This is a genomic window from Paracoccus actinidiae (assembly GCF_030863885.1).
In the GTDB taxonomy this organism is placed as follows: Bacteria; Pseudomonadota; Alphaproteobacteria; order Rhodobacterales; family Rhodobacteraceae; genus Paracoccus; species Paracoccus everestensis.
In genome coordinates, this window is sequence record NZ_CP132956.1 from 4,517,143 (window position 1) to 4,537,500 (window position 20,358).

21 protein-coding genes and 2 pseudogenes (1 of these 23 only partly in view) are annotated in these 20,358 nt (G+C 61.2%); 10 read left to right on the top strand and 13 right to left on the bottom strand.

The window, feature by feature from the left end; translation table 11 throughout:
* Nucleotides 1–121: 121 nt before the first annotated feature.
* The 3 genes from Q5701_RS22495 to gspL are packed head-to-tail and all read right to left on the bottom strand — an operon-like array spanning nucleotide 122 to nucleotide 1,939.
* Entirely contained in the window at nucleotides 122–505 is a 384-nt protein-coding gene (locus tag Q5701_RS22495) for a hypothetical protein (protein WP_306753120.1), read from the bottom strand.
* Nucleotides 506–534: 29 nt separating this feature from the next.
* Nucleotides 535–1,005, bottom strand: a complete 471-nt coding sequence (locus Q5701_RS22500; RefSeq protein ID WP_306753121.1) for a type II secretion system protein M — start codon at nucleotides 1,003–1,005, stop codon at nucleotides 535–537.
* The gene (gene gspL, locus Q5701_RS22505) at nucleotides 995–1,939 is read right to left on the bottom strand and encodes a type II secretion system protein GspL (RefSeq protein ID WP_306755474.1); all 945 of its coding nucleotides are present in this window, start codon (nucleotides 1,937–1,939) and stop codon (nucleotides 995–997) included. The genes Q5701_RS22500 and gspL overlap by 11 nt, the downstream gene beginning before the upstream one ends.
* Between gspL and Q5701_RS22510 the strand changes: the two genes are divergently transcribed.
* The 3 genes from Q5701_RS22510 to Q5701_RS22520 all read left to right on the top strand — a co-directional run bounded on the left by Q5701_RS22510 (nucleotide 1,826) and on the right by Q5701_RS22520 (nucleotide 4,150).
* Nucleotides 1,826–2,062 (top strand): hypothetical protein, encoded by a 237-nt coding sequence (locus Q5701_RS22510; protein WP_306755521.1) that lies wholly within the window; start codon nucleotides 1,826–1,828, stop codon nucleotides 2,060–2,062. The two genes, gspL and Q5701_RS22510, sit on opposite strands and share 114 nt — an antisense overlap.
* Nucleotides 2,063–2,490: 428 nt before the next feature.
* Entirely contained in the window at nucleotides 2,491–3,183 is a 693-nt protein-coding gene (locus Q5701_RS22515; protein ID WP_306753122.1) for an ATP-binding cassette domain-containing protein, read from the top strand.
* Entirely contained in the window at nucleotides 3,173–4,150 is a 978-nt protein-coding gene (locus Q5701_RS22520; RefSeq protein ID WP_306753123.1) for an ABC transporter permease, read from the top strand. The genes Q5701_RS22515 and Q5701_RS22520 overlap by 11 nt, the downstream gene beginning before the upstream one ends.
* 526 nt (nucleotides 4,151–4,676) lie before the next feature.
* On the opposite strand, the gene Q5701_RS22525 is transcribed toward Q5701_RS22520, so the two are convergent.
* The 3 genes from Q5701_RS22525 to Q5701_RS22535 are packed head-to-tail and all read right to left on the bottom strand — an operon-like array spanning nucleotide 4,677 to nucleotide 6,171.
* Nucleotides 4,677–4,928: a hypothetical protein gene (locus Q5701_RS22525; protein WP_306753124.1), complete on the bottom strand. Its 252-nt coding sequence runs from the start codon at nucleotides 4,926–4,928 to the stop codon at nucleotides 4,677–4,679.
* Nucleotides 4,904–5,818 (bottom strand): ParB/RepB/Spo0J family partition protein, encoded by a 915-nt coding sequence (locus Q5701_RS22530; protein WP_306753125.1) that lies wholly within the window; start codon nucleotides 5,816–5,818, stop codon nucleotides 4,904–4,906. The genes Q5701_RS22525 and Q5701_RS22530 overlap by 25 nt, the downstream gene beginning before the upstream one ends.
* 38 nt (nucleotides 5,819–5,856) lie before the next feature.
* The gene (locus tag Q5701_RS22535) at nucleotides 5,857–6,171 is read right to left on the bottom strand and encodes a hypothetical protein (RefSeq protein ID WP_306753126.1); all 315 of its coding nucleotides are present in this window, start codon (nucleotides 6,169–6,171) and stop codon (nucleotides 5,857–5,859) included.
* Between the two features lie 41 nt (nucleotides 6,172–6,212).
* Between Q5701_RS22535 and Q5701_RS22540 the strand changes: the two genes are divergently transcribed.
* Both Q5701_RS22540 and Q5701_RS22545 read left to right on the top strand, forming a co-directional pair.
* On the top strand, nucleotides 6,213–6,395 hold the full coding sequence (locus Q5701_RS22540; protein WP_373568672.1) for an ATP-binding protein: 183 nt from the start codon (nucleotides 6,213–6,215) through the stop codon (nucleotides 6,393–6,395).
* Nucleotides 6,396–6,641: 246 nt separating this feature from the next.
* Nucleotides 6,642–6,782: pseudogene (locus Q5701_RS22545) on the top strand (IS3 family transposase); the annotation flags it as partial.
* Between the two features lie 42 nt (nucleotides 6,783–6,824).
* On the opposite strand, the gene Q5701_RS22550 reads toward Q5701_RS22545, so the two are convergent.
* The 3 genes from Q5701_RS22550 to Q5701_RS22560 all read right to left on the bottom strand — a co-directional run bounded on the left by Q5701_RS22550 (nucleotide 6,825) and on the right by Q5701_RS22560 (nucleotide 10,306).
* Nucleotides 6,825–8,219 (bottom strand): M20/M25/M40 family metallo-hydrolase, encoded by a 1,395-nt coding sequence (locus tag Q5701_RS22550; RefSeq protein ID WP_306753127.1) that lies wholly within the window; start codon nucleotides 8,217–8,219, stop codon nucleotides 6,825–6,827.
* Between the two features lie 186 nt (nucleotides 8,220–8,405).
* Nucleotides 8,406–9,017 (bottom strand): hypothetical protein, encoded by a 612-nt coding sequence (locus tag Q5701_RS22555; protein WP_306753128.1) that lies wholly within the window; start codon nucleotides 9,015–9,017, stop codon nucleotides 8,406–8,408.
* Nucleotides 9,014–10,306, bottom strand: a complete 1,293-nt coding sequence (locus tag Q5701_RS22560) for a tyrosine-type recombinase/integrase (RefSeq protein ID WP_306755475.1) — start codon at nucleotides 10,304–10,306, stop codon at nucleotides 9,014–9,016. The genes Q5701_RS22555 and Q5701_RS22560 overlap by 4 nt, the downstream gene beginning before the upstream one ends.
* On the opposite strand from Q5701_RS22560, the pseudogene Q5701_RS22565 reads away from it, so the two are divergent.
* A pseudogene (locus Q5701_RS22565) lies at nucleotides 10,238–10,555 on the top strand (DUF6915 family protein); the annotation flags it as partial. The gene Q5701_RS22560 and the pseudogene Q5701_RS22565 overlap by 69 nt on opposite strands.
* 344 nt (nucleotides 10,556–10,899) lie before the next feature.
* Here Q5701_RS22565 and Q5701_RS22570 read toward each other — a convergent pair.
* Nucleotides 10,900–12,252, bottom strand: coding sequence for a GntP family permease (locus tag Q5701_RS22570; RefSeq protein WP_306753129.1), 1,353 nt, complete (start codon nucleotides 12,250–12,252; stop codon nucleotides 10,900–10,902).
* Between the two features lie 333 nt (nucleotides 12,253–12,585).
* On the opposite strand from Q5701_RS22570, the gene Q5701_RS22575 reads away from it, so the two are divergent.
* Nucleotides 12,586–14,187, top strand: coding sequence for a tyrosine-type recombinase/integrase (locus Q5701_RS22575; protein WP_306753130.1), 1,602 nt, complete (start codon nucleotides 12,586–12,588; stop codon nucleotides 14,185–14,187).
* 501 nt (nucleotides 14,188–14,688) lie between these two features.
* Nucleotides 14,689–15,291, top strand: coding sequence for a VPLPA-CTERM sorting domain-containing protein (locus Q5701_RS22580; RefSeq protein ID WP_306753131.1), 603 nt, complete (start codon nucleotides 14,689–14,691; stop codon nucleotides 15,289–15,291).
* Between the two features lie 731 nt (nucleotides 15,292–16,022).
* On the opposite strand, the gene Q5701_RS22585 is transcribed toward Q5701_RS22580, so the two are convergent.
* From Q5701_RS22585 to Q5701_RS22595, 3 genes are read right to left on the bottom strand one after another with little or no spacing between them, the layout of a single operon-like run.
* The gene (locus Q5701_RS22585; RefSeq protein WP_306753132.1) at nucleotides 16,023–16,229 is read right to left on the bottom strand and encodes a hypothetical protein; all 207 of its coding nucleotides are present in this window, start codon (nucleotides 16,227–16,229) and stop codon (nucleotides 16,023–16,025) included.
* Between the two features lie 43 nt (nucleotides 16,230–16,272).
* Nucleotides 16,273–16,989 (bottom strand): Bax inhibitor-1/YccA family protein, encoded by a 717-nt coding sequence (locus tag Q5701_RS22590; RefSeq protein ID WP_306753133.1) that lies wholly within the window; start codon nucleotides 16,987–16,989, stop codon nucleotides 16,273–16,275.
* Between the two features lie 22 nt (nucleotides 16,990–17,011).
* A complete protein-coding gene (locus tag Q5701_RS22595) occupies nucleotides 17,012–17,782 on the bottom strand; it encodes an anti-sigma factor family protein (RefSeq protein WP_306753134.1) in 771 nt (256 codons plus the stop codon).
* Between the two features lie 77 nt (nucleotides 17,783–17,859).
* On the opposite strand from Q5701_RS22595, the gene Q5701_RS22600 reads away from it, so the two are divergent.
* Nucleotides 17,860–19,530 (top strand): formate--tetrahydrofolate ligase, encoded by a 1,671-nt coding sequence (locus tag Q5701_RS22600; protein ID WP_306753135.1) that lies wholly within the window; start codon nucleotides 17,860–17,862, stop codon nucleotides 19,528–19,530.
* A 111-nt stretch (nucleotides 19,531–19,641) separates the two neighbouring features.
* Nucleotides 19,642–20,358: the 5' portion of an IS1380 family transposase gene (locus tag Q5701_RS22605; RefSeq protein WP_306755476.1), read on the top strand. It continues 627 nt past the right edge of the window; the window shows 717 of its 1,344 coding nt (coding positions 1–717); the start codon lies at nucleotides 19,642–19,644; its stop codon lies off the right edge, out of view.

Below are 20,358 nucleotides of genomic sequence, written 5' to 3' on the forward strand. Positions count from 1 at the left end.
AGATCTTGCGCATTGCCCGCCGGCAGCTTTGACGGCCCGCTCGGCACCGTGTTTTGTTGTCACAAGTTTTTTCCTTGTCTTCGCTCCATGAAGGCTACGATGAGCTAGGGTGTGTTGACGTTCACCGGAGCCGAATGACGGTTGCGGCGAGAGCAATGAAGGCGCTGAAACTTTCATCAGTCTTGCAGCAGCGCATGGCGATGCCTCTGTATTCCTTGAGCCTGCCAACCGCCGCCGTGTCCGCCAGCGAGCCAAGCCCGCCCCCGTCCCCCGCCGCATCCCCCGCCGCAGCCGACGCCAAAACCGCATCGTCGCGGTAAACAACCGATACACGAGCGTCGAAAATGTCATCCGGCACATCCTGAAAATCAAGTTCGCCCTCCGTGACGCGCTGTACCTCGGCCAATGCGAGTGAGGTCGTGTGGACGCGGTGCAGGCATATCGTTCGACCCTGCACGTGCTGCAACAATACGCCATGGCGCCGTGCAAACGCATAGGGCAGCAAGGGGGCTTGGGCTGGCTTGACCCCTGTCGTCACCGGCGCACCGTCATGGTCGCGTTTACGAATCCCGGATCCGTGGTTCGATTTACATCCAGGGCAATGACACGCAGGCCTCGCTCGATCTCGAGTTCGGCAATCCATCGGATGATCTCGTTGAAGTCGGCCTTCTCGATCAAAAGCTTGGCCTCCCCTCCAGCCGGCTCGAGGCGGCGGATTGTCAGACCACGTGCGACGGCTGTTTTGGTCAACATCGCAGATACCGGTTCATCCTCTTCCCTGCCATCCTGCCAGACACCTGGCGGGTCAGCCAGTCTCGACCGCGCCAGTTCAGACCGTGCAATCGATGCCAGAGCCTCGGATCGCGCGGCAAACAAGGGCCGAACCGCAGCCTCAAGAAGCAGATAGGCGGCAAGAGCGAGGATCATGCCACCAAATACCATGCGCTTGCCCTTGCGGGTCTTCGACCAGCCCTGAACAGACAGACGGGAAGGTCTATTGCCCATTGATCAGCCTGTTGATGATCAGGCGCATCTCGGCCGTGCCACCGCTGCTTGTCGCTGCCCCAGCGGATACATTCAGCCCTGCGGCGTCCAGTTGGGCTTCCATCCCTTGCAAGGCGGCTAAATCCGGTCCTTCGACCAGTATCCCCAGCGTTCCTGCATCGGCATCGAAGGTCATGTTGCGGACGGCCATCCCCTCGCCGAAGGCCGGAAAGGCACCGGCGACCTGAGAAAGAAACGGCAGGAAACCACTCGTTGCCGCCCATCCGGCAGTGGGATCCCCCTGCCAAGGTGGCGACTGCGTTGCAGCAGAAGGGCCGATGGCTTCGCCGCGCAACAAGGCCTCTTGCTCCTCGGCAATTCTTCCGAGCAAGACGGTTTCTGTGCCAAGCAGGGCAAGATGCCCGATCAGCGCAAGGACGACAACTGCGGCGACACCCTTCAACGTCCGCCAAGCACCGCGCTTTCGTGCATAACGATCCGTTATCAGATCGAATTCCAGCGCCTCCTGTGGCGGGGATGCAGGCATGGACTGCACGCCGATGGCAGGAAACTCCCCCTGCAGCTGGCCGCCCAGCAGCACAATCTCGGGCATTCCTGCCGCGCGCCAGAACGTGGGAAAGGCAAGCATCCCCGTCGCAAAGCCAGTTCCATCGGCGAGGCGCACCAGAACCCGCCCACCGGCCTCTCGCATGAACAGGCTGCCCGTTGGCGGAATCGGCAAGGCCAAGACATCGGGAACAAGGCGCGAATTCGTTGCATCGGCACGCGGCGCCCATTCCTCCATCACTGCGTGCCGGAGAACTGCTACAAGAAACTCGCCTTGTCCCAGTTCCCGCCCCGGCACGATGTGGACTTCGTCAACCGGGTCAGCGATCAAGTCCGCGACTGCCGATCGGGTAGCTGCCTGCAACTGCCAGACCGCGGCCGGCGGCAACTTGATCCGCGCCAGCAACACATGCTCGCAGGGTATGGCGATGGCATCACCGCCTACCCCGTCGTCATCCATGCCGTGCAGCGCCGGGTGGCTATGCTCCGGCTGATCGGCTTGCTTGGATGATACAAGCGCCAGTGACATTGCCCGCACTCCACAGGTATGGGATTCGGCTGCACGACAGGACTAAGTCGTCGTCAAGATTTAGATCACCCGTATCATAGCGTGAGAATCTGGATATTTCACGAACAGCGTCGATTGCCCAAGAAGCAGTGCTGCCGATCGCGAGATTTGCCCACCAACAATCCGAACGATGAATGTGCCAACAGTGACAAAACGCTAGAGCCTGTTGCATTCAATCGACCTCGTACCCTGCGGCTTTGAAGTAGTTGTAGCATTCCTCGTCGGAGAACAGATCGCAGACCTGGCCGACCGCAGCCCATAGTTGATCGTAGGTTCGTGGGGCCAATGCGCCATGGCACGCGCCAGCTCTATGGTAAGCGCGCGCGCCATGGCGCAGGCCACCGCCACCTGGCCTGGTTTTACGCCGCCGCGTGGCCGGGTTTTGCACCGACGTTGACAGTTTTGCCGGCTTGGTTGGTGCCGGTCGGTCGGAACTGATGCAGACGATCTTCGGCTTCCGCAAGGCAAGAGGAGGCCATGTGACTGTCGAGGGGCAGGGCTGGCGGCTGAACGACCCGGCGGCCTCAGTTGAGGGCGGAATGCTGTATCTGTCCGAGGAACGCAAGCACCACGGCATTTTTCCGCTGCTATCATTGCGGGAGAACATTGGCATTTCTGTTCTTTCCCTAACCTCGGGTGCCCTTGGTATCGATGCGGGCAAAGAGCGCAGCATCATCGCTCGGGTAATTGATGACTATGGGATCCGTGCAGCAGGACCGGGCCAACGCATGGCCACCCTTTCGGGCGGCAACCAGCAGAAGGCGATCATTGGCCGCGCCATGGCCACGACGCCTCGCATTCTGATCTTCGACGAACCGACCAAAGGCATCGATATTCGCACCAAGGCAGAAATCTATCGCATCATGAAAGCACTGGCCGAGCAAGGCGTCGGAGTCATCCTGATATCTTCTGAGATGGCCGAACTGCGTCGCTGCGCCAGCCGCATCATCACCATGCATGGAGGCCAGATTACCGGCGATTTCGACGCCGCCACAACCGATACAGAAACTTTAGTGGGGGCTATCTTTGCTACCACACCACAGGAAACTGCCCATGTCGTCTGACGCATCCGCACAAAGCCCATCCGCTCTGTCGATCCTGATACGCAATCCGCTGGCCGGTGTCTTCGTGGCCTTGGTCATAATTTTCGCGATCTCGGCAATTATTTCGCCCTACTTTCTGACCGGCTACAACATGTCTGTGATCGCGCGAGGGCTGGCTTTCGTGGGTCTGGTAACGATCGCACAGTCCTCGCTGATGATCCTTGGCGAACTCGATCTGTCCCTGGGCACCATAGGCGGCCTCTGCGGCGTCGTATCGGGGATGCTGATGGTGCAGGCCGGGCTGCCCTGGCCGGTGGCGCTGGTATTGGCCTTATTGCTGGGCATGGCGCTTGGTTGCCTCAACGGCTTCCTCGTAACGGTACTTGGATTGCACTCGCTTGTGCTGACGATCGGCACAGCGGGTATCTATGGTGGCGCGATCTTGGTGCTGACGAAAGGGGTAGCGATCACGGGCATTCCTGCGGGGATCCAATTCTTGGGCCGAGGCGACCTCCTGGGAGTCCCGGTGCCCTTTCTCATCATGTTGGCGGTGCTTGTCGTTGCGTTGTTCCTGACGCTCAAAACGCCGATGGGCCGCTACATGTATGCCATTGGAAACAATGCTGCGGCAGCGCGGATGCTTGGTATTCGGGTAGACCGCATCCGGCTGCTGGTTTTCACCTTTGCAGGTATGTTGTCGGCTTTGGCAGGGCTGCTGATGGTAGCTCGCCTGGGCACAGCGCAACCTTCCATCGGCCAGGCTTGGGTCCTGGCGCCCATCGCCGCTGCAGTCATTGGTGGGGTGGCAACAACAGGCGGTGTCGGGTCTCCCCTGGGAGCGATATTCGGCGCCGGCATCATCGAAAACATCATCGTCCTGTTTGGTGTATCGCCTTATTGGCAGGGCGTAGTGTCCGGCGTGATCGTGGTACTAGCGATCTCTTTTGACGCTCTGTCGCGGCGCTACTTGCGAAAGGAGAGCGTCTAATCGTCCGTCTAAGCGACAACTAGCTAGAGGTGGAGAAGGTTCGACGGCAGGTCCGTTCCCTCCGCCATTTTTCCTAGACAAACTTATCTCCAAGTCTGGCTATAGCCGGATTTCATCGTTATTTTCGAGGGTTATGCAAGTGGGTCTGTTCACTACTCACCGCGCAGGTAAGGCTCAAGTTGCTTTCTAACACCCATGTTTCTCCGCAGCTGATGACTGCCGATGCCCTGCCCCCCAGAAGTTCCCTCTCCGTGATGTAGAGTCTGCCCAACCTGAGAAGGAGCAGACGACATGAGGAAAAGCCGTTTCACCGATGAGGAGGGACCGTGGCCCCGGTGGGGCCGCGTAAGCCCGACGAACAACTGACCATCCAGAACCGGCGCTTGAACCATCAGCGCCACGCAGCATAACCTCAACCCACAGAGCCAAAGCCCTCCAGACCAACATCAGGCCGCCTGTTCCAAATCATTCGACGACGGACACGTGGGGACCTACTGGCCGTTCACTAGCCGCCCTGCGACATTGCTCAGTTATCCACCAGGCCAACAAAGGGCATAGCGAGGCATCCTAAAATTGCCCGTTCGCAATTTTTAGTTTTCGGTCTTGCTAAAAGATAACTGTCAAGGGCTGAACGAAGTTCGGCGGTGTCGATGCTGTCCAGGAATTCAATCCGAACTGTTTTCCCACGCTTTTCGACGCTGACGCCACTCACGGGCTTGCTGGCCTTGGGCGCGGGGCCGTATGCAGCAGCCTTCAAGCGCGACAGGATCTTCGGCACGGCGACATAGGTTCCCTGCCCCACCCTAGCCTTTCCTTGTTCTGCGGCGATTCTTTCCGCCTCGACCACCACTTTGTCCTCAGCATCCTGAAGCATCGGGCGTATCTGTCGGGCATGCAGTTCCCGGATTTCAGTAATGCGGGCCAGACGTTGACGATAGCCTTTGGTAGACGAGCAAGATGCAGATATCGCGACAGCCACGCTTCGGACACTTCAAGCCGCGCGGCCATGGTCTTTTGCTTGCCGCCGTAATAGGCGCCAAGCGCCTGAAGATAATCTCGGGCCCGCTCGTAATCGCTCAGATCGGCGCGGTCCCGGTTTTCGATATCCGCAAGGCGAAACGCTTCCTCGTCGGTCAGGTCGCGGACTTCGATTAGATAGCGGAACTGGGGATAATTGTTGGCGCGCAGCCAGCTTATGGCGAAATGCCGACGGGCGCCGCAGATGACCTCGTATTCCGGCCCCTGCCCCACCGGCAGCCTGCGAACGATCGCGGGAAATTCCTGCTGTCCTTGAGACCTGAGGCTGTCGATCAGCTCGCGGCAGTTTTCCTCATGCCGACGGGCGCCGCAGATGACCTCGTATTCCGGCCCCTGCCCCACCGGCAGCCTGCGAACGATCGCGGGAAATTCCTGCTGTCCTTGAGACCTGAGGCTGTCGATCAGCTCGCGGCAGTTTTCCTCCGTCAGCAAGTCATAGGCTCGGTTGTGCCGGGACCACATCATGCAGCTTGCGGGATCGACCCATCTCAACACCTTTTCTTCGCGCTCGCCAGTTTCCGACAAGGCGTTTGTACGTTTTAAGAACCGCGCTCCTCCCCGGTCCGACGTCGCCGGCGCAGGCATGTCCTTCAGGACATCGTCAAAGATCGCATTATGCCGCTTGCTCACAACAAGCCCTCCTTGCGCAACTGCCTGTGATGGCTTGGCTATGTCTTGCGGACCAGCAGTTCAACTTCGCGCCCAACTGCGTCAAGATAAGCGCGGCATCGCTTGTGCGTCTCGGTCCGGGTTGCGGGGCCAGTCAGTTCGTAAACCGTCATCAAGTTGGCCGTCGCATTATCGATCTCTGCCGAATCTTTCAGCGAGACGTTCAGCATGTCCTGGGGAAAAACCGCGTCCATCATACGCTTGATGGGTTGATGCGCGGATTTCTGGTCGTTCATCTTGGAGGTCAGGATCTTCACGAAGCTGTATTCACGCGCCCCGCCATGCCGCGCCAGTTCCGCCAGGGTCGATTCCATGGGGCGAGATCTTCGGTGATCCCCTTGTCGCGACCGCGCTTCTGGATCGGCTCCTGCACCATGCCGTTGTGGTCCAGATCGAAGGTGCCAGCTACCGGCTCCGCCAACACGCCGACCTGATCCCGGAACACACCCGCGCACACGCCACCATCACACCGCCGCCCCCGCCAAAGCGGCGAGGTCGGCCGCTGAAAAATGGAGGAGCCCATCACCTGCACGGCTGATGGCCGAACCCGAAGGGTGGGGAATATTGCGCCAGCACTTCTGGGGATGTGTGATCCAGCATTTACAGAGGGCAAAAGGGTCATCGCGCCCTTGCCGGAAGGACTGCTGGGTGGCTTTGGCGCCAACCTGCGCCGGTTCTGTCTCGCGCTGCATGCCCAGGGACAGGTGACGACGGAGCCGCTGACCGCGTCTACAGATCCGAGTTGGTCTACTGCCACGGATCCTGGCGCAACATTCAGGATCTGGAAATGGCCACTCTCGGACGGGGCGATTGGTTCAACAACAGGCGTTTGCTTGGGCCCCTCGGAAACATCCCGCCCGCCGAGGCTGAAGGGAACTTCCAAGCACAGGGCAGCGTGCCCGAGAGGGTCATCGGGGTAGATTGAGCTATAGGTCTTCGACAGACTTGGGGCTATTCATCGGAGAGTTCATGTTCGATGCCCCAGATCCCAAAAAATGCCGGCCATGATCGCCAAGCCTTCACGTACGATCTGGATCGGCAGGTGCTCGTCGGCGCCGTGCTGGCCGCATCCCGGATAAGAGTGCGGCACCCAGATCGTCGGCAGGCCAAGTGTGTCGGTGAAGATGGTGTTCGGAAGCGACCCGCCAAGGTTCGGCAGGATCACCGGCGGCTTGCCCATCGTGCGTTGCATCGAATTCGCTACGAAGCGCACCCATTCATTGTTCAGGTCCGACCGGCTGGCCGGGAAGGCCGCATCGGTCGCAGGCACGATCTTGACCCGGTGCAATCCGACGGCGTCCAGCTTGCGCCGCACCGCGGGCAGGACCGCCTCGGTATCGACGCCAACCGGATGGCGCAGCTGCAGCCGCGCTCGCGCCCAAGGCGGGATGGCGTAAAGGGGCTTGGCGATGTTGCCGACCTCGACCTCCATCACCTCCAGCGTGGACCAGCCATACACGCGTTCGGTCTGGGTCAGCCCCGGGGCGCCCCACCAGGCGTCCAGTTCTGGATCGCCTGGCGCGGTTTCGATGGTGCAGCGCGACAGCGCCTCGCGCACGTCGTTGGGGATAGTGCCTGGCGTCAGTTCGGGAACCAGGCATTCGCCGGTCGGGCCGATGAGTGCTGCTATGGCATGGGCCAGCTCCACGCCGGGATTGGACAGCAGCCCGCCCCAGTTGCCGGAATGGTGGTATCCCTCGCGGGCCACGACCTCCAGATGGATGTTCATGCCGCCCCGCGCGCCCAGAAAGATCGTCGGCTGGTTCAAACCGATGCGCGGCCCGTCGGAGGCGATCAGCATGTCGGCGGCAAAAGCCTCGGCTTCATCGGCGCAAAGCTCCGCCAGAGCGGGGGATCCGTATTCCTCGCCCATCTCGATCAGGTACTTGAGGTTGAAGCCCAGGGTGCCGGTGACGCCGATCACCGCCTCAAGGGCGGCGAGGTTCACCGAATGCTGGCCCTTGTTGTCGGCGGTGCCGCGGCCATACCAGCGGCCGTCGCGCTCGGTCATTTCGAAGGGAGAGAGGCCAGGCGACCATTGTTCCGGCACGCCCGTCACCACGTCGCCATGCCCGTACATCAGCACGGTGGGCAGCGCGGGATCCTCGATCCGAGCCGCCAGCAGGAAGGCGCCGGGGGCCGCGTCACGGCGGAACACCTGCATGGCAAAGCCGAGGCGGTCGAAAACGGGGATCAGTTCCTCGTCGATATAGCGCTGAAGGTCGGGCTTATGTGCCTCGTCGCGCGATACGGTGGGCATCGCTACCCGCCGCGCGAGATCCGCCTGGAAGCGGCCTGAGTCGAGCACGTTAAGCGCGGCAGCAATGACGGCATCGCGGCTCGGGGCTAAATCAAGGCTCATGCGGCACCTCTCAGGGTTCTTCGGCCAGATGGTAGATTCCGCCCATGGCAACGTCGGGAAGATAATCAAGACTTCTTCAGAACGCTCATAATTGCGCCCACCTGGGTTGCAAACTCGCACTACGCTGCGGAGGCGACGAATGGGAGCCAAAGAGCTGAAACTTCCCCTACCCTCTTCTGCACCGACCTAGGCCAGTCCGAGGGCCACTTCGGCCTGTACGGGTTTTATGCACGGGTAATGAAAACAACGCCTCAATGCTGAGGTCTCCGACACCGCCAATCGGAGCGCTGGAGTGCGATGATCCGGCTCTGTGGCTGAAGAAAAGCCGCACCAGGGTTCCTGTGCAGGACCACCCTGGTGCGTAATTACCGGGACCAGAGCCTTTGGGAACAGTCGGCCGAGAGGCGAAGAACTCGGAAACCACACACAAAAGCTTAGCGGTGCCATTGTCTCAGCAACGCGCATGTTCCCGACGGCAAACAGAAAGTCGTAGTCTAGCCGGATGCAGTCAGTCATGGCGGCGTAGTACAGGTAACTGCGTGCCCGAAAACTGACTGGATAAGTCGGGTGTGCCTGCGTGTCGCCGCTCAGGCGGCCAATCCTGATCGGCAGTGTGGCCAAGAACCAGTCGTTGATGTCCGGCCAGCTCTCGATGAACATGGATCGGTAGAACAGCCGTTTGCGGCGAAAACTGTCGTCCATCGGAATGCGCGCCAGAAAAGCCGCATAGTCTGCTTCGTCCGCATGTTTGAAGGGGCGTGGATGACAGGTCTCGGATTTAGGAGAGGTCTGCTTCACGACTGATCTCCCTCTTCACCCCGTGTCGGGCGATCAAGACCGAGGGCTTGCCGGTATTCGGTCACGACCACGGCATCGGAGACCCTGGTGTAAATCCTCGTCGATTCCGGGGATGCATGACCCAAGCGCTTTTGCAGGGTCAGCTCTCGCATGCCCGCCTCCCACATGCGGGTCGCGTGGGTATGGCGGAGCGCGTGAGGGGTCATCCATTGTTCTCGGATCCCGGCGCGGTCGCAGGCACGGGCAAATAGACGGGCCAGCGCAGAGTAGGACAATGGATCCCTACGATTTGCGCCTCCCCCGCCCACGAGGAAAACGAACGGCGTTTCAGCATCGTGAGGCCGTTCATGCATGACGTAGGTGTTCAGCGTTTCCAGGGCCTCGCCATCGTGCAAATCGACTACGCGCTCGACGCGGGACTTCGATCGCGCACCCTTTGGATGATCGTCGCGGCAGCGGACAAAGATGCGACGACGCCCGTAGCTTACATCTGGCAGTTTCAATCCAAGGACCTCCCCCGGGCGCAGGCCACCATTCAACATGAGCAAGATCAGGCTGCGGTCGCGGAGATTGCGGGTGGCGGCCAGTAAGTCTTCAACCTGCTGTTGGCTTATCGGTCGGGGGAGCCGCTGCACCGTTTTAAGGCGCAATTCTCTGATCTCAGGCTTTTGCCGCGAAATACCTGCCAGAAAAGGTTTGTGCCGGTCGCTCACCCGCCAGGAAGTCCGATCCTGCCCTCTGACTATGGGGTTTGGCCCGCTGAACGCTCCTGTGAAAATCGCCCAGCGATAGAAGGCGTCAACCGCCACGAGAATGCGATTGATCGTGGCGGCTGACAGGCCCTGCCGAACGGCAGCCCCCTCGCTCACCAAGAGTCTGATCGAAGTATCCCGGCGCTTGCGGTTGGCGTGTACCGACCGGAGGTACTCGAGGAATGCGGCCGAGAGTTCGGGGGAGAAGGAGGTCCAGTGAATTTCTTGGGTTGAAAGAAAGGTCCAGAGATGAATGAGGTCGCGTGCATAGGCGATGGCGGTGTTCGGCGAATACGCCTTCGCCCCCAGGTAGCCGACAAAACTGCAGATCGGGTCGACTGCGTTGCCGTCCATATCTGTCACAAGAATGGTCGCGCCACCGTCGGCGCTACTCAGTTTGAACACCTGCGCCTCGGTGATTTTGCTGGTCGTAACAGCCAGCATAGGGCAAAACGCCACCATCGGCATGCTGTCCACATAATCGACCGCAGCAAGGAGATCATTGCGGACTTCCGCCACCGGGCGCTGCGCCACCATGCTGAGGGCATCTTCATGGTAGAAACGATTTTTGGGCCGACGATCACCCTTTCGACCGGTCGGGTGATCCCCACCCGGTGGGTGGGCGAGCAGCATGTCCGCGAGGATCTGGGCTTTATCCCGGGCTTTGCCGACTGGGTCAGGGCGATCCGCCCGGAACCGTGGATGGGGCGAACCGGGAAGATGGAGCCGATCACAGGTCCTGTCCCCGCCGCGATCGGCTGTCCCGAAGGCAACCGCCATGCCTGAGGTGATCGAAACCACCGTTTGTCGCAGGGACGAACTCAGCTGCCGGCATGGTCCATCCAGCCATGCAGCGCCAGCACGGGCGTTCCGTCCACCGGGCCCCAGGCAAGTCCAGACAGGGGAAGGTCGTCTACCACCCAGTGGCGCTCTCGGGGGTTGGTCATGCTCTCTCGTAATATGGCCACATTGACTATCTGAGCAGTGCGGCCCGTGCCAATGCCACTCGCCAGAATGCACAACCTGCACCTGGACGCCTCTTTGCCAATCCTGTTCAGGATTGCGGTCAGCCGCGCCGTCCAATGACAAGAAAGAAGGGACAGTCTGTCGCAGCTGGCATCCATGAGGGCCTAGAGAATAAAGCTCACAAGAAAGACCAGCGGCAGCGACACCACCGAAGCCAAGGAGGTGACGACGGTCAACGTTTTCAGCGCGCCCATCGTGGACAAGCCCAGAAGTGCCTTGAACATCCAGAAGAAGTTGCTGTTGACGTGGACGGTGAACAGCGCCCCGGACGCAATCGCCAGCCCGATCACCACCGGCGAGACCGAAAGCTGCGGAATGATGGGCCCGATAATGCCGGCGGCCGTCAGCGCCGCCACAGAAACCGACCCGATGGCCAGATGCAGCACGGCGGCGATGAACCAGGCCAGCAGGATGCTGAGCAGGAGCGATCCGCTGGCATCGGCCGAGAACAACCGGGCCAGTTCCTCGCCCATGCCCGAGGCGCTGATGACCGCACCCAGTGCGCCGCCCACGCCGGTGATCAGGAGGATCTCGCCGCTGGTGTGGAAGCCTTCCGAGATGGCCTCGTTGGTGCGTTCCAGCCCAATCGCACGGCGTGCGAGCAGATAGGCCCCCAACAGGCCCACGAACAGCGCCAAATTGGCGTTGCCGATAAAGTCAATAAAGCCGTTCGAGAGGCCAGCGAGCTCTGCGAAAGCCCCAAAGGCAATCATCAGCAAGGGAACCACGATCGGCGCTATCGCGACCGGCAGGCTGGGGATGGGTGCGTCCTGCACCTCATCGACCACGTGGTCGTGGGCCTCCACCTCTGCCATGGCCTCATCCGGATCCTCATCCAATGTGGGCTTCCAATAGCCCGTCCGCAGCAGCATCTCGAACAGGAAGGTCGTGACCAGGGCGGTCGTCAGCCCAATGAGCAGGCCCCAGAACAGCCAGGCACCCAGGCTGACATCGACCTGACCCGCGATCAGCAGCACGGCAAGGCCAGGCACGACGAAGACATAGCCCGAGAAGATGCCGGTGCCGATGGCCCCTGCCAGCAGCGGCAGGCCAGTCAGCCCCACGTGCGCGGCGGCTGCCCGGGCTACAGGCGAGGCCAACACCACCTGCACATCGACATAGATGGACGGAAAGATCGTCGACATGGCGGCGGTCATGGCATAGGGCAGCCGTCTTGGCCCGACGCCTGCGACCAGCACTGTGACGATCCGCCGGAAGGCGCCTGTTGCATGCAGAAGCGAGCCGATCAGAACGCCAAAGCCGATCAACAGGCCGACCTTGGCCATGATTTCGCCAAAGCCCAAAGTGATCGCCTCAAGCGTGCCGGTGAAGCCCACCCCGGCCGCCAGCCCGAGGTAGAGTGATCCCAAGACCAGCGAGATCACCGGGTCCACCCGAACACGGATGATGAGCAAGATCACCAGGAGAATGGCAACAGCGCTGTGCAATACGACCATTGGCCACTTGCCTCCATTGCTCAGGTGTCAGCTCACCATAAACCAGGCAGCGCCACAAAGTCACGAACGAACGGGGGGCTGCTCAAAGAAGCTGATGAGGGTCTGTTGGCTGCCGCTGAAGGTCATGTTGGCACGATCACGGCCCGATAATGTTCCCGTGGCGTGGTTTATGAGCGCCGACCCTCGGAAAGGTCAGGGTTTGATCAGGTCGCCACGGCGGGCAGCCTGACATTGGGATTGTCGGTGACGCGGGCGAGCGTTCCGCTAAGTGCCTACACTGGTTTGGACCGGTTGGTCGCGGACAGTGAGCGGATTGGCTATTCCGCAAGCAGCATGCGCGCGTCGCTTCACGTCATCCTGCCCCGGCTCGCCATGCACACCGGCATCCGATCCTTCGATGATCTTCGACAGCGCCACCTTGACGAGATGATGGCCGGTGTAGAAGGGTTCACAGCGCGCAATGACGCCCACTTGTTCCGAAAGGAAGAGGAAGACTTTCCAACCGGCTTTCTGCGCGGTTGGCACAACCAGACCCGGCGGCTGCAGCTTCTCCTCTTTCACAACGGAAATGATGTTGTCCGCCCACAGATCATACAGGACAAGCGCAAACCGATCCCATCGCCTCGGCCTGATCTTCAGGACTGGGCGGATCGCTGGGTTGCCAAAAGGAAGCTGACCTTGGCGCGCCCGACGGTCGATCACATGGCCGTGTCGATGCGCCACTTCATCAGTTACGTCGCGGGCTTGCAGCCCAAGGTTCAGACCTTTGCGGACATCACGCCCGACCTCTTCAACGATTACCTGCGCCACTTGCAGTTCGACATCGCGCCTCGTACCGGCGCGCCACTGTCCATTACTGCCCGTCGCGCACGAGCAGGTACCGTTGCCAAATTTCTCGCGGACGGCGCGGCCTGGGATTGGCCGAACTTCCCCACACGCCCGCTCCTCGACCCAAGTGACCTGCCGAAGCTGGCGCACCGCGTACCGCGGTTCATACCCAACGATCAGCTTTCACGTCTGATGGAGCACCTTCCGAAACTCGAATGTGCATTCCAGCGTGCAGCACTTCTGGTTGCTCGCTGGTCAGGGGCTAGAAGGGGAGAGATCGTCCGGCTCCGCGTAGACTGTCTGGATCGCTATCCCGACGGGACCCATCGCCTACGAATTCCTGCAGGAAAGACGATGCGGGAGCGCCTTGTTCCGCTCCACGATGACGCTGCCACGGCATTGAGCGAGGTGATCAAGAGCCGTTTGGAAGCCAATGACCGACCGATCCGAGACGATAGGACTGGCGAAACTGTCCGCTATGTCTTCTATCGGCGCGGCGGGCGTATTTCGCCAGACTACTTGATGCAGGCTCCTCTGAACCAGCTCTGTACGCTGGCCGGGCTTGTCAATCATGACGGCAAACCCACAGTCAGCACTCACCGGTTTCGACATACGGTAGGCACGCAACTGGCCGAGCGCGGGGCGAAACTGCACACGATCATGAGTGTTCTCGGTCATCAGACCCCTCATATGTCGATGGTCTACGCGAGGATCAGCGACACCGAAGTGCTGCGCGATTACCGCAGCGTCCTAGGACCCGGCGAAATGATTGCCGGCCCGGGTGCAGAGGCGATCCGCGCAGGCAAGCTGTCGTGCGCGGCAATTGACTGGCTGAAGTCGAACTTCATCAAGACCGAGCTCGAACTTGGGCATTGTCTTCGCCTGCCCTCAGAGGGGCCATGCGAATGCGACCTGTATCTCAGCTGCGCAAAATTCGTGACCAGTAAAGCTTATGCCGGTCGGCTTCGAGAGCGGAGAAACCTCGAAATAGCGCTTGCAGCCGATGCCAAAGAACGGGGCTGGTCGCGAGAAGTCGAGCGGCATAACGGCATCGCAAACCGCGTCGAAAGGCTCTTGGTTGACCTGGATGAACCAATTGAAGGATGAACTCTGCGGCGCCGCCGCGATAGACCACAGGGACCTCCCCGCCGTCCGCACCGCCAGCGCTTTGATCCGCGCAGTGCGGACGGCGGGGCCCCTCCTATGGACTATCGCTACCCTAAGCGCCAAGAAAGCGCTTGCCCGCCATTTGGCAATCTTGCGACGTTCTTCAAAGCTCAGGTGCTGGTAGTGGGAAGCCATTCGTCAACCTCAATGCAAATACCTGTATTACTTTGGCATTTGCACTTCGTTTGTGAATCCACCCGGCTATACAATTTTCTTCAGTAATTTACTTTATGGAACGAAAGATATGCATTGACCGTATGTCGTGGTTGATCTGGGACAGTCCCATAATTGGTTAACAGCCTGTTCTTTTGGTCAAATTAAGCAAAATATGCAAAAGACAGGATGCGCGAAAAGATACGGCGCATGTAGAGAGCATGTCACATCATCTGTTCTGGTTGGCTGCTGATCTGGTCTCCATTTCCTTGTGCATAAAGGTTTGTCATGAGTTTCTGCAAATTCCTTACCGCCGCTTCGCTCGCGACTGCGCTCAGCGCCAGCATCGCATCCGCCGCGACCTTCACCATCGATCCGGGTGATGTGACAATTTCCGGTGGCGACTTCTGTTTCCCTGGCAACTGCAAGCTCGACGGATCGATCAAGGGCGGCAGCTTTGATCTTGACACCGTGGGCGATACAGCAACTCTCTCGGACCTGTTTGACTGGCAAGTGCTTACCAGCAGTCCCTGGGCTACGGGCGCCGGCAAATACCACGTTAACGCAACCCTGAATTTTTCTTCCCCCTCGCCCGCCTTGACCAGTGCCTCAGGTTATGCAGGGTTCATCACTTTGCTTGGTTCGGTGTCTGGCGGTGTGCTGGCCTGGACGTCCGGATCGGGCATCATCGATTTTAGCGACGGCTACAAGCTGAGCTATACGCTGAAAGACGCGCTGAAGCTCGGCTTTGGGACAGGGACTACGACTGGCGCCTCGTTCGCCCTCGAAGAAGCCCCGGCACCCGTTCCCCTGCCAGCCTCGGCCCTTCTGCTGCTCGGCGGCATGGGCGTCCTTGGAGGCATCCGGGCCAAACGTAAGCGTGCCGCCTGAGCCCCATGCCTGACCGCGGCACTGTTCTGATGACTGCAAGCGGTTAGCCTACAGATGACTGTCTGCCTGCCAACTTCAGCCCGCCCCCATGGCGGGCTTTTTTTCATGACAAGGGTGCCAGAAGCGGTTCTAGCTTGATCAACCCGGCTATACAACTTAAGGTTGCAAATAGTTCCATACTTCACACTTTAGTTACAAATATAGGCGATTAATCGCTTGTCGATCAATTAAAGGAGCGACCGCGAGCCATGTGTAGAACGATGACGGCAACAACGCTTCGGGACTATCTCTCCTCGGCCCATACGACACTTTTGCTCTGTCGCGCTCACGCTGATCAGTTCGCACTGACAAACGAAGAGGCCCAGGATGTTTCACAACGCATCTCCCTCAGCATCGCCGAACTTGAGGACCTGCACCAGGATATCGATCGACAGTTGGCGGCATAGGCTCGGTATGACGTGCTGACAGAATTGGTTGCACCTGTAACAACAGACACTGGATCTCTGCGGACGTAAAAAGGTCCTCCTCCTCCTTCATCGCAACCTCCTGTCTGAACGGTGGGAAGACCCCAATCGTCAGCCCGAAAAGGCTTCACACATAGAGAAACGCTGGAATGGGCGACGAACGCCCGCCGAGGGCACCATTGCCGCGCGAGCGGCTTAGTCCTTCCGCGCCTACTCCCATAATGCAGAGTATCGTGAGCTTCTGTATAGCCGCAAAGTTAAAATGTCTCACCTCTGCAATTCAGGAATGTCACACTCCCCTGGATGAGCATCGTGTCGATCCTTGGGAGCCGGACATGGGATGGGTGATGATGAGCGAGCGAGAACTGAACCGATCAGCGCCTCGGCCTCGGGGTCGCGATGAGGCTGGGCTTGGGCGGCCTGGCCGAGCTTGCCAAACAGCCCCTCGATGGCTTGCCTGTCGTTATGGTCCATGACGTCTTCTCCTTCTTGTCTGCTCGTCTGGTCTGTCTTGGCGTCATTCCTCCTGCTGGCCGGTCAGGCTCAGCAGAAGCTGGAAGATGTTGATGAAGTTCAGATACAGCGACAACGCGCCCATGACGGCCAGTTTCTGGTGCGTCTCGGCATCGTGATGTTCGCTATAGGCGCCCTTGATCGACTGCGTGTCCCAGGCGGTCAGGCCGACGAAGACCAGGATGCCGATGATCGAGATGGCGAACTGCAGCGCGGACGATCCCAGGAAGATGTTGAGGATGCTGGCGATGATGACGCCGATCAGGCCCATGATCAGGAAGCTGCCGAACTTCGACAGGTCGCGCTGCGTCGTATATCCGTAAAGGCTCATCCCCGCGAACATGGCGGCGGCGCCGAAGAAGGCCCGCGCAATGGATGCGCCGGTGAAGACCAGGAAGATCGAGGCCAACGACAGCCCCATCACCGCGCAGAAGGCCCAGAACAGCGCCTGCGCGGTCGCGCCCGAGATCGTCTCGATGCGGAAGGACAGAAACATCACGAAGGCCAGCGGCGCCAGCATCACCAGCCATTTCAGCGGCGTGCTGAAGATCGGAACATAGATCGCCGGGACCGAGGCGACCAGCACCGCGACAAGGCCCGTGACCAGCAGGCCCAGGCCCATGTAGTTGTAGATGCGCAACATATGCGCGCGCAGGCCCGCGTCGAAAGCGGCGGCGGGGGCAAAGCCGGCGCTGCGGCCGGTCTGGTGGATCGGTTGCATGGCACTCTCCGATGGGGGTTGATCAGTAAAGGGTGTCCGATAGTGCGCGGGAAGCATCCAGCAGCACATCTGCCCGGTCCACCCCGGCAATCAGCACATGGGCGGTCTCGCCGATCTGGAACCAGGCGATGCCCTGGTCAGGGGTCTCGATCAGCCGCGGCAGGGTCACGTCGAAGCTGCCGGCACGCACCGCAAAATGGCTGACCTGGCCCAGATCCGGCGCCTCGAACAGGATCTCGACCCCCGGTCCCTGGGGCGAGGGGAAAACCTGCGCGTCGCGCACCGTCCAGTCAGGATCGAAGCCCGGCAGGCGGATGCCGGTCGCGGCGCGCAGCTCCTCCGCATCCAGTTCGGTGATCTCTGGCTGCGACGACATGGCCGCGCGCAGCAGGCTGACCTCATGGGCGGACAGGGCCGCTGTGACCAGGGCAGGCGTTGGGGCAGAGGCCTGGCCTTCGCTGACGGACAGTGGCCCTACTCCTGCATGAGCCAGCCAGCCAAGACCGACCAGCAGCGCGGCGGGCACGATCCGCAGTATCTGGCGCAGTCGGACGTCGCGTCGCCGAGCCAGCACCAGCCGCCGTGCGGCCCCCAGCAGCGGACGGGGCATGGGCGGCGGGGCCAGGGCCCGGCGCAGGTCCCGGTGCAGCGCCAGGTCGCGCATCACCCGGGCCGCGGCCTCGGGGTGGCGAGAGAGAAAGGCCTCGACCTCGGACCTCTGGGCATCCGTCAACTGGCCGTCCACATAGGCGTTGAGATCCAGATCGGTGATCTGCGCGTCAGTGTTCAGCATCGTGACCTCGCACCAGTTTGAGCGCCGGCTTGCGTACCGCCTCGCCATCCTCGAAGGCGCCCCTTCATCCCTGTCCGATGCCGACCGACATTGAGATTGCCCGCGCCGCGCGCAAGCGGCCCATTGCCGACATTGCCGCCCGGCTGGGCCTGGGCGATGACGCCATCCTGCGCTACGGCCCCGACAAGGCCAAGATATCCCACCAGACGCTGGACGGGCTGACATCCAACCCGCGCGGCCATCTGGTGCTGGTCACCGCGATCAACCCCACCCCCGCGGGCGAGGGCAAGACCACCACCACCGTGGGCCTGGGGGACGCGCTGAACCGCATCGGCAAGCGCACCACGGTCTGCATCCGCGAGGCCAGCCTGGGCCCGAACTTCGGCATGAAGGGCGGCGCGGCAGGCGGCGGGCACGCCCAGATCGTGCCCATGGAGGAGATGAACCTCCATTTCACCGGCGACTTCCACGCGATCACCGCCGCCCACAACCTGCTGGCCGCGATGATCGACAACCACATCTACTGGGGCAACGCCCTCGACATCGACACCCGCCGCATCACCTGGCGGCGCGTGATGGACATGAACGACCGCGCGCTGCGCGACATCGTCGTGGGCCTGGGGGGCGTGTCGAACGGGTTCTCGCGCCAGACCGGCTTTGACATCACCGTCGCCTCCGAGGTGATGGCGATCCTGTGCCTGGCCCGCGACCTGGACGACCTGCACGCCCGCCTGGGCCGGATCGTCGTGGCCTATGCCCGCGACCGGCGCCCCGTGACCGCCCGCGACCTGAAGGCCGACGGCGCCATGACCGTGCTCTTGCGCGACGCCTTGCAGCCGAACCTGGTGCAGACGCTGGAAAACAACCCGGCCCTGGTCCATGGCGGACCCTTCGCCAACATCGCCCATGGCTGCAACAGCGTGATCGCCACCGACACCGCCCTGCGCCTGTCCGACTATGTCGTGACCGAGGCCGGCTTCGGCGCCGATCTGGGGGCCGAGAAGTTCCTGGACATCAAGTGCCGCCTGGCGGGCCTGTCCCCGGCCGCCGTGGTGCTGGTGGCCACGATCCGCGCGCTGAAGATGAACGGAGGCGTGGCCAAGGACCGTCTGGGGACCGAGGACGTGGGCGCCGTGGTGCGGGGCTGCGCCAACCTGGGCCGCCACATCGAGAACCTGCGCGGCTTCGGACTGCCGCTGGTGGTCGCGGTCAACCACTTCGCGGGCGACACCCCGGCCGAGATCGCCGCCCTGCAGGACTATTGCAGCCGCCACGGCACCAGGGCGGTCCTGTGCCGGCATTGGGCCCAGGGCGGGGCCGGGGCCGAGGAACTGGCCCACCAGGTCGTCGATCTGGTGGAGGGTGGCGAGGCCGACTTCCACACGCTTTATCCCGACTCGATGCCCTTGTGGCAGAAGATCGAGACGATCTGCACCCGTATCCACCGCGCCGCCCATGTCGAGGCCCTGCCCGGCATCCGCGCCCAGCTGGAGACATGGGAGGCCGAGGGCTACGGCCACCTGCCCGTCTGCATCGCCAAGACCCAGTATTCCTTCTCGACCGATCCCGACCTGCGCGGCGCCCCCGAAGGCCACGTCATCCCGGTCCGGGAAGTGCGGCTGAACGCCGGCGCGGGCTTCGTGGTGGCGATCTGCGGCCAGATCATGACCATGCCCGGCCTGCCACGCCATCCCGCAGCCGAAACCATCGGCCTCAACGACATGGGACAAATCGAAGGCCTGTTCTAGGCCCCGGATTATTCGTGAGGGGTTGGTGAGGCTGGCTTAACCAGTTGAAGAACTGTAGTTTTATGGTTCCTACGCCAAAAACCGCAGTTTATCAGGATGCCGCGCCTCACCATGGATGTTTCTACACCCTCTCGTCTGTGTTTGTCACCGGTCGATGGCAAGCAGGTCCTGCTCGGATTTGACGGTGCCAGGATGAGTTCGGATGCCGGGCTGATGCTGTTGCGGGAGATCGAGCGCCGTGAAGGTCTGGCAGGTTGGCTGGCTTCCTGCATGGAAGACCCGCGGGCTCCGGGCAAGGTGCAGCACAGTCTCGAAGACATCATCCGGTTCCGGATCCTGATGATTGCGGCGGGCTATGAGGATGCCAATGATGCCGCCGATCTGCGCCATGATCCGAGCTTCAAGCTTGCCCTGGAACGCGCTCCGGAAAGCGGGGCAGCTCTGTGCTCACAGCCCACCATCTCGCGGATGGAGAACCTCCCCGACCTCCGGACCCTGATCTGCATGGGGCGGGAGATGGTCCGGTTCTACTGCCAGTCCTTCCCCCGGGCGCCCCGGCAGATCGTGCTGGATATCGACGACACGTTTGACGCGGTCCATGGCCATCAGCAGCTTCGGCTGTTCAATTCCTATTACGATGAATATGGCTTCCAGCCCATTGTCGTGTTTGACGGCGATGGACGGCTGGTCGGGGCCTTGCTGCGTCCCGCCCGACGCCCAAAAGGAGCCGAAATCGCGGCCCATATCCGTCGGCTGATCCGGCAGATCCGCCGCTTCTGGCCCAAAACCGAGATCCTGCTGCGAGCCGACAGCCATTACTGCACCCCG